This is a genomic window from Streptomyces sp. S6 (assembly GCF_054880855.1).
In genome coordinates, this window is sequence record NZ_JBTYMC010000312.1 from 1 (window position 1) to 7,648 (window position 7,648).

The 7,648-nt window shown below is 71.9% G+C and carries 6 protein-coding genes and 2 pseudogenes; 4 read left to right on the forward strand and 4 right to left on the reverse strand.

Annotated features, from left to right (window positions below):
* The 3 genes and pseudogenes from ACVNF4_RS29460 to ACVNF4_RS29470 form a co-directional block, all read left to right on the forward strand.
* Positions 1 to 419, forward strand: a pseudogene (locus ACVNF4_RS29460) (hypothetical protein); the annotation flags it as partial.
* Entirely contained in the window at positions 416 to 1,666 is a 1,251-nt protein-coding gene (locus ACVNF4_RS29465; protein ID WP_461805930.1) for a glucarate dehydratase family protein, read from the forward strand. The pseudogene ACVNF4_RS29460 and the gene ACVNF4_RS29465, both read left to right, overlap by 4 nt.
* Positions 1,667 to 1,683: 17 nt before the next feature.
* On the forward strand, positions 1,684 to 2,070 hold the full coding sequence (locus ACVNF4_RS29470; protein ID WP_461805931.1) for a PPOX class F420-dependent oxidoreductase: 387 nt from the start codon (positions 1,684 to 1,686) through the stop codon (positions 2,068 to 2,070).
* A 63-nt stretch (positions 2,071 to 2,133) separates the two neighbouring features.
* On the opposite strand, the gene ACVNF4_RS29475 is transcribed toward ACVNF4_RS29470, so the two are convergent.
* From ACVNF4_RS29475 to ACVNF4_RS29490, 4 genes are all read right to left on the reverse strand, one after another.
* On the reverse strand, positions 2,134 to 4,884 hold the full coding sequence (locus ACVNF4_RS29475) for an alpha/beta hydrolase (RefSeq protein WP_461805932.1): 2,751 nt from the start codon (positions 4,882 to 4,884) through the stop codon (positions 2,134 to 2,136).
* Positions 4,885 to 5,035: 151 nt separating this feature from the next.
* A complete protein-coding gene (locus tag ACVNF4_RS29480; RefSeq protein ID WP_461805934.1) occupies positions 5,036 to 5,443 on the reverse strand; it encodes a Zn-ribbon domain-containing OB-fold protein in 408 nt (135 codons plus the stop codon).
* 154 nt (positions 5,444 to 5,597) lie between these two features.
* Entirely contained in the window at positions 5,598 to 6,284 is a 687-nt protein-coding gene (locus ACVNF4_RS29485; RefSeq protein ID WP_461805935.1) for a TetR family transcriptional regulator, read from the reverse strand.
* Between the two features lie 91 nt (positions 6,285 to 6,375).
* Positions 6,376 to 7,224, reverse strand: a complete 849-nt coding sequence (locus ACVNF4_RS29490; RefSeq protein WP_461805933.1) for a bifunctional methylenetetrahydrofolate dehydrogenase/methenyltetrahydrofolate cyclohydrolase — start codon at positions 7,222 to 7,224, stop codon at positions 6,376 to 6,378.
* Between the two features lie 174 nt (positions 7,225 to 7,398).
* On the opposite strand from ACVNF4_RS29490, the pseudogene ACVNF4_RS29495 reads away from it, so the two are divergent.
* Positions 7,399 to 7,648 (forward strand): annotated as a pseudogene (locus ACVNF4_RS29495) (peptidoglycan-binding protein); the annotation flags it as partial.

The following is a 7,648-nucleotide window of genomic DNA, read 5'->3' on the forward strand; positions in this document are numbered from 1 at the left end:
GCCTCCACCGCATCGTGCCCAGGATCCGTGCCGAGCGGCCCGAGTGCCAGTTCTTCATCGGCCCGCCCACCGCCGAGACGACCGCCCCCGCCCATCAGGGCATCGCCGAGGAGGCCACCGCCGCCGAGCTCGCCGCGCTGCCCCGGGTGACCGGCCTCAAGGACGGCCTCGGCGACCTGGAGAGCCTCCACCGCATCGTGCCCAGGATCCGTGCCGAGCGGCCCGAGTGCCAGTTCTTCATCGGCCCGCCCACCGCCGAGACGACCGCCCCCGCCCATCAGGGCATCGCCGAGGGGGACACCGCACTCGCCGGTACCCTCCTCGACGAGTTCCGCACCCCCTTCGTCGCCCCCACCCCCGAGCACCCCGACAGGCTCGCCCACCTCCTCGACCACGGACTGGAGACCGTCGCCGCATGAGCGCCACCCGTATTCGCGAACTGATCGTCACCCCGATCGCCTTCAGCGACCCGCCGCTTCTCAACTCCAACGGCTGCCACGAACCCCTCGCCCTGCGGATCATCCTCCAACTCGTCCTGGAGGACGGGACGGTGGGCCTCGGTGAGTCCCCCGGCGGAGCCGCCCGCCTGGAACGGCTTGAGATCGCCGCGAAGACTGTCATCGGCATGGACGTCTTCGACGCGACCGCGATCAGCGCCGCCGTCGACCGGGCGCTGCGGCCGACCGTGGCCGATTCCCACGAGCGCGGCTGGACGCACTCCGCCGTCGAGGTCGCCTGCCTCGACGCCCAGGGCAAGCTGCTGGGCCGCCCGGTCAGCGACCTCCTCGGCGGGAAGGTCCGCGACACCGTGCCGTTCGCCGCCTACCTCTTCTACAAGTGGGCCGAACACCCCGAGCTGGACGGCCGCCCAGCCATCACCGACGACTGGGGCGCCGCCCTCGACCCCGCCGGGATCGTCGAGCAGGCCCGCCTCATGCAACAGCGGTACGGCTTCAAGTCGTTCAAGCTGAAGGGCGGCGTCTTCCCGCCCGACGAGGAGATCGCCGCGATGCGCGCCCTCGCCGAGGCGTTCCCCGGGCAGCCGCTGCGCCTGGACCCCAACATCGCCTGGACGGTGGAGACTTCGCGGTACGTCGCCGAACAGCTCGACGGCGTCCTCGAATACCTGGAGGACCCGACCCGGGGCATCGAGGGGATGGCCGAGGTCGCGAGGACCGCGCCCATGCCGCTCGCCACCAACATGTGCGTGATCGCCTGGGAACACCTCAAGCCCGCGATCGAACAGAACGCCGTCCAGGTCCTCCTGACGGACCACCACTACTGGGGCGGACTGCGCCGCACCCGTGAACTCGCCGCCGTCTGCGAGGCGTTCGGCGTCAAGCTGTCCATGCACTCCAACTCCCACCTCGGCATCAGCCTCGCCGCGATGACCCACGTCGCCGCCGCGATCCCGAACCTCGACCACTCCTGCGACACCCACTACCCGTGGAACAGCGGCGACGAGGTCATCGTGGGCGGCCCGCTGACGATCGAGGACGGCGAGATCAGGGTCCCGACCGGCCCCGGGCTCGGCGTCGACCTCGACCACGACGTCCTGGAGCGCCTGCACCGCCGCTACCTCGACGCGGGGATGACGGGCCGCGACGACACCGGCTACATCCGCAACTTCCAGCCGGAGTACGAACTGAGGCTGCCCCGCTGGTGAGTACCTAGACTGCGGACATGACACAGGACACGCCGATCGACCGGCTGGGCGCGGGCAAGTACCTGCTGATCACCAGCTACCGCAAGAACGGGACCGGTGTCCCGACACCGGTGTGGGTGGTGCGCGACGGCGACGCGCTGGGCGCCTGGTCCGCGGCCGACTCGTGGAAGGTCAAGCGGATCAGGGCCCGCGCGGACGTCATGGTCGGCCCCTGCGACGCCCGGGGCAACCCGACGGGCGAGCAGGTGCCGGGCACGGCGGAGATCTGCGACGCCGCGACCACGGCCCGCTACCGGACGCTCATCGCGAAGAAGTACGGGATCCTCGGGCGGCTCACCCTGTTCGGCAGCAAGCTGCGGCGCGGGCTCGACGGGACGACCGGCATCCGGATCACGCTGACGTGAACGCGGGCACGGCAGAGGGGTACGAGCCCGCACGGCTCGTACCCCTCAGTCGTCAGCGGTGACTCACGACGCGTCCGTCACGGTCCCCGTCAGCGAGGTACCCGGAATCTCCGTCCCGTTCTGGTCGGTGCGCACGAACCGCACCGACTCGACGGGCTCGGCGACATCGTCCTTGACGGTCTTCACGTCGAACTCGGCGGTGGTCTTCCCCGCCTCGACGACGAGCCACACCCAGAGGTCGGCCTGCGACAAGGGCCGCTCCGGGTCGGCGGACTGCGCCGTGTGCTCGGAGAGCCACCGCGGGTCGACGTCCTTCGTCGACAGCTCGGCCCCCGAGGCCACCGGCACGACCTTGATCGGGTAGTAGAGGTCGACGTCGGCCGTCTCGGCGAGCGTGACCCGCCACAGCAGCGTCCCGCCCTCGGTCACCTTGTCCGCGACCGGCGTCCACGTCGCCTTCGGCTCCGGGTCGTCGTTCAGCGCGGTGACCCCGCCCCGGTGGTTCCCGACGACCGCGCCGTGCACCGCCTTGACGACGATGTCCTGCTGCTTGTCGTACCCGAACCGGGTGTCGCCGACCACCTTCACCGGCACGTCGATGGTGTTCGCACCCGGCCGGACGGTCACCAGCTTGTCGGTGGTCTTCCCGGAGTCGCGCTCGAAGACGTAGTAGCGGACCTGCCCGCTGCCCTTCCCGGACACCGTCACCGGCACCCGGTAGGTACGCACCCCAAAGTCGCCCTCCTTGACGGTGAGCCGTCCGACGTCGACCCGCGGCAGCGCGGCGGCCTGAGCGGCCGGGGTACCGGGGCGCCAGCCCCAGGCGTCCACCAGCCACGCCTTGCCGGACGCCGAACGCGGCGTGATCTCCAGGGACTTGACCCGCTTGAGGTCGAAGGTCTTCGCCGTCTTCAGCGGCACCCGCACCTCGCGCGCCCAGTAGGAGGACGTGCTCGCGGTGCCCGGCAGCCCGTCCACGGCGACCTGCCCGAGCGTCGCGCGGCGGTTCGCGGAGTCGACGAGGGTGACGTCGAGCTTGGTGCCCCTGCTGTTCGGCGGGACGAAGACCCGCAGCGCGAGGGAGTGCGAACCGGCCAGCGACAGTGGCTTCGCGGGGCTGATCCGCGTGGCCGTGCCCGGCTTGCTCCAGGAGACGGCGACCGCGCGGCGGCCGGCCTCCCGAGGGGAGTCCCACTGCGCGAAGTGCGGGGACATGCCCTTGGCCGGGTCGAGACCGCACGCCTTCTTCGGCTCGGTGTAGTTGACCGCGTCGCACAGCCGCGCGCCGGTCACCGTCACCGGGGAGTCCGGCAGGAACCCGGCACCCCGGTTCGCGCCGACGGCGTGCGTGAGCACCTGTGCCTTGCCGGCGGAGGCGGCGCGGACGGGCGTCCCGTCGAGGAGCGGGCGGACCCGGTCGTCGCCGGCGACGAACAGCCGCGCGGCGGCGGCGATGTACACCGCGCCCGTCTGGTGCTGCTGGTCGGCGGTCAGCCGGGTGGCCCTGCCGGGGGCGCAGACCGCGTCCGGGCGGTCGGGGTCGCCGACGAAGTCGTCCCAGGCGGGGGCCTGCGCCTTGCCCGGCGTCCACTCCGTGTTGAAGAAGTTGTGGTTCGCGCCGACCACGTACACCGCGCTGTGCAGCGCCTTGCCGTTGCTGACACCGCGCGTGCCGTCGACGAAGACCTCGCCCTGGAGGTCGGAGACGTCGCCGTCGCAGCCGGGCAGGATCGTCGCGGAGGGGACGTCGGCGACCGGGTTCTGGGCGAAGATCGTCGGCCCGATCAGCACGGTCCCGCTGATGTGCCAGCGCGCCTTGCCCGGAGCGCCGTCCTGCGCGGCCGGCGGCGGGTACAGGCTGTCCATCGCCGCCCGGTTGACGCCTTCACCACCGCGCGAGTGCCCGACGAGCAGCACCTTCGACAGATCGGTCCTCGGCGCGTCGCGGACGACGGCGGGTGCGGACGACGGCTTCGCGGCCCAGTCGGCCCAGCGGGCGAGGTGGCGGCGCACCAGCGAGGAGCGGGCCTGCGCACCGGCGTCCTCGGCCTCCCAGTCCTGCCCGTTGATGCCGTTCGCGGAGATCGAGACGGTCACATAGCCCTGGGACGCGAGGAGTTGCTGGTCCTTCACGTACCCCTGGTGGCTGGGGATCTCCCGGTAGCCCTTGGCGCAGGGCCACTCGCCGGTGACGTCGTTCTCCGTGCCGGGCTTGTAGCACGTGGAGTGCCGGCCGTGCAGGAACAGGGCGACGGGGCGCTTGCCGGTGGCGCCCTTGGGGGCGATCACGAGGCCCCGCATCTCCACGGGCACCTTGAAGCCGGGGAGTTTGACGGAGGAGAGGGAGTACTCGCCGCGTGTCGTGCGGTAGGGGCCCGGCTTGCCGGGGTCGACCGGGTTGGCCGGCAGCGCGGGCGCCGCGGCGGGGGCGGTGACGGGGGAGCGGGATCCGGACTCCTCGGCGTCCAGGCGGCGTCCGCCGGCCTGGACTTCGAGGCTGTCGAGGCCGGAGAGCCGCCGCGCCGAGGCCGCGTCGTCGAGGGCGAGCTTGAACGTGCGGCCGTCGGCGGCCGGTTTCGGGACGCCCAGGAGACGGCCGTTCGCGTGGAACTCCACGCGGGCGTCGCCCATGGGCACGGACTGCGGCGCGCGCCACAGCAGATCATGGCCGGAAATGCGCCAGCCGGGCGGAAGCGTGTTCGCGGTCGACGGGCTCGTCGACGTCGCCTCCGTGGCCTGGGCCAGACCCGGTGAACCCGCCAGGACCGCGAGCGCGGCCACAGCGGTGACACCTATTCGCCGGGAACGGGACAAGGGTGTTCCCTCCTCGCACTTGGAGTGCGGGCAACCCGTCCGAACCGGGCGCCTCGCACGCCCCAGATGATGCGAGGCGTTGGCTATGGGTTGACTGTGGGAACTCTGTCTGTGGCAACGACCGAACAGATCGAGCCATTTCGGCCCGCCGTCAGCTCCAGGACCGGTACGGCTCGTCGATCAGCTGGAACACCGGCTCGCCCCGCACCGGGTCATGAGCGGTCGTCAGCCGCACCCGGTCCCCGCTGTGGATCCCGATCGGCGGCCCGATGACCCGGCCGCGTACGACGAACCCCTCGGCCAGCTCGACCATCGACACGTTGCGCGCGGCCGGGGTGTTGCGGTGCACGATCGTCGTGTGGCGGACGGTGCCGGTGCCCTCGCTGCGCTCCGTGCGCAGGTCGCTGCCCCGGCAGACCGGGCACAGCACGCGGTGGAACATCGCCGTTCCGCAGTAGTCGCAGCGCTGGAAGAGGATCGTCTCGGTGGGGGCGGTGCGCCGGTCGAGCACGGCGGCTCCGCCGGCCGCTCGCTGCGTGGCGTTCGTGTGGTGGTACACGCTGATCGACTCCCTGCGGATCGCCCGGACGAAACGCACGGTGCGCTGGGGTGCCACCGTGCACCCGGCCAGCGTATGGCACTCAGTGCCAGCGGTAAAGGCACTGGGTACCCCTTAAAACTAGTGCACCGCCCCCTAGTTCAACTGCTCCTGTTCAACCACGCCCCAGCGTCGTCTCGATCTCCTGCACCACCCGCCACAGCGGCGCCCCCCGTCGAGAGACGACCACGACGACGTCCTCCGGGATCCCGCCACCCGGCGAGGACGCGGTCAGGACCGGGGTGGCGGCCGGGCCGTACGTCCGCTGCACGTACTCCAGCGCGCTGTCGACCATCGCGCCCGCGTCGCCCGTGCCGTCCGAACGCAGCCAGGAGCGCAGGGCGTTGTTGTGCGCGGCCACCACGGCGGCGGCGATGACGTCCGCGTGCAAGGTGCCGTCGGGGCGGTCGGCGAAGCGGGTGCGCAGGTACTCGGCGAGGGCGCGTTCGTAGCGCCACACCACCGACAACTCGTAGGCGCGCAGCCCCGGTACGCGTCGGGTGAGCCGGTAGCGCTGCACGGAGAAGGGCGGGTTCTCGGCGTACATCCCCAGGACCAGACGCGCCGCGTCGCACACCCGGCGGACCGGATCCCGGCTGGCGTCGTCCTCGGCCAGGAAGGCGGTCATGTCGCTGAGGCAGCGCTCGTGGTCGGGGAAGACCACGTCCTCCTTGGAGGGGAAGTAGCGGAAGAACGACCGCCGTCCGACCCCGGCGAGCGCCACGATGTCGTCCACCGTGGTCTGTTCGTACCCGCGTTCCAGGAAGAGCCGGAAGGCCGCGGCGGCCAGCGCGTCCCGCATGGAGGGCTTGCTCATGGCACGGAACGTAGCACGGGGTGGCACTCAGTTCCCTGAACCGGTGGGTGGGGAGGGAACTGAGTGCGTTACGGGGCTACAGGCGTTCGGCGGCCTCGACCACGTTCGTCAGGAGCATCGCGCGCGTCATCGGGCCGACCCCGCCGACCGGCGGCGAGAACGAACCGGCGACGTCGCTGACGTCGGGGTGGACGTCACCGAGGATGCCCTCGACCGTGCGGGTCAGGCCGACGGACAGGACGGTCGCGCCGGGCTTGATCCAGTCCGGGGTGACGAGGTGGGCGACGCCCGCCGCGGCGACCACGACGTCGGCCACCCGGGCGTGCGCCGCGACGTCCTGCGTGGCCTCGTGGCACAGCGTGACCGTCGCGTGCTCGGTGGCGCGCGTCAGCATCAGGCCCAGCGGGCGGCCGACGGTGATGCCGCAGCCGATCACGCAGAACTGCTGGCCGGTGATGGCCACATCGTTGCGGCGCAGCAGGTCGATGATGCCGCGCGGCGTGCACGGCAGGGGGCCCGGGATGCCGAGGACCAGGCGGCCCAGGTTGGTGGGGTGCAGGCCGTCGGCGTCCTTGCGGGGGTCGATCAGTTCGAGGACCGCGTGGGTGTCGATGTGGGCGGGCAGCGGGAGCTGGACGATGAAGCCGGTGCAGGCCGGGTCCTCGTTGAGGCGCAGGACGGCCGCCTCGACGTCCGCCTGGGAGGCGTCGGCCGGCAGCTCGACGCGGATGGAGGCGATGCCGACCTGCGCGCAGTCGCGGTGCTTGCCGCCGACGTAGGAGCGGCTGCCCGGGTCGTCACCGACGAGGACGGTGCCGAGGCCGGGGGTGATGCCACGCTCCTTGAGCGCACTCACCCGCTGGGCCAGCTCGGTCTTGATGGAGGCGGCGGCGGCCTTGCCGTCGAGAAGTGTCGCGGTGGTCACGGGAGCGGGGAACCCTTCGAGCGAAGACGCGGTCGGGGAGCCGGTGACGTCCTCGGCCCCCGTGCCTCCATCGTACGTCGTCCGGGTGAAAGATCGGATATCGAGCCCGGCCTGAACCCCGGGGCTCGGGCGTGCGTATCTCTCCCGGGGGACACGAGGAGAGGGGAGAGCGGCGTGCCGACACCGCAGGGCGGCGGCGAGAACTTCGAGCGTGAGGTCCTGGAACCCATCGTGGTTCTCAGGCCCCGCCGTACCGACGCGCTCGCGGACCTGTTCCGCGAGCTGACCGAACTGAGCACGGAGGACACTCCGGGCGACGAGAAGACCCGCACGTACGAGGCGGTGAACGTCGCCTCGGCCGAGCCGGTCACCGAGCGCCTCCCACCGCTCCCGCCCCGCCCGGCAGGCCGCCGACGCCGTCCTC

Excerpts from the sequence above, each read along its gene's own strand:
- ACVNF4_RS29485 (WP_461805935.1), bottom strand. The coding sequence starts at position 6,284 with ATGCGGGACGCGCTGGCCGCCGCGGCCTTCCGGCTCTTCCTGGAACGC.
- ACVNF4_RS29465 (WP_461805930.1), top strand. The coding sequence starts at position 416 with ATGAGCGCCACCCGTATTCGCGAACTGATCGTCACCCCGATCGCCTTC.
- ACVNF4_RS29470 (WP_461805931.1), top strand. The coding sequence starts at position 1,684 with ATGACACAGGACACGCCGATCGACCGGCTGGGCGCGGGCAAGTACCTG.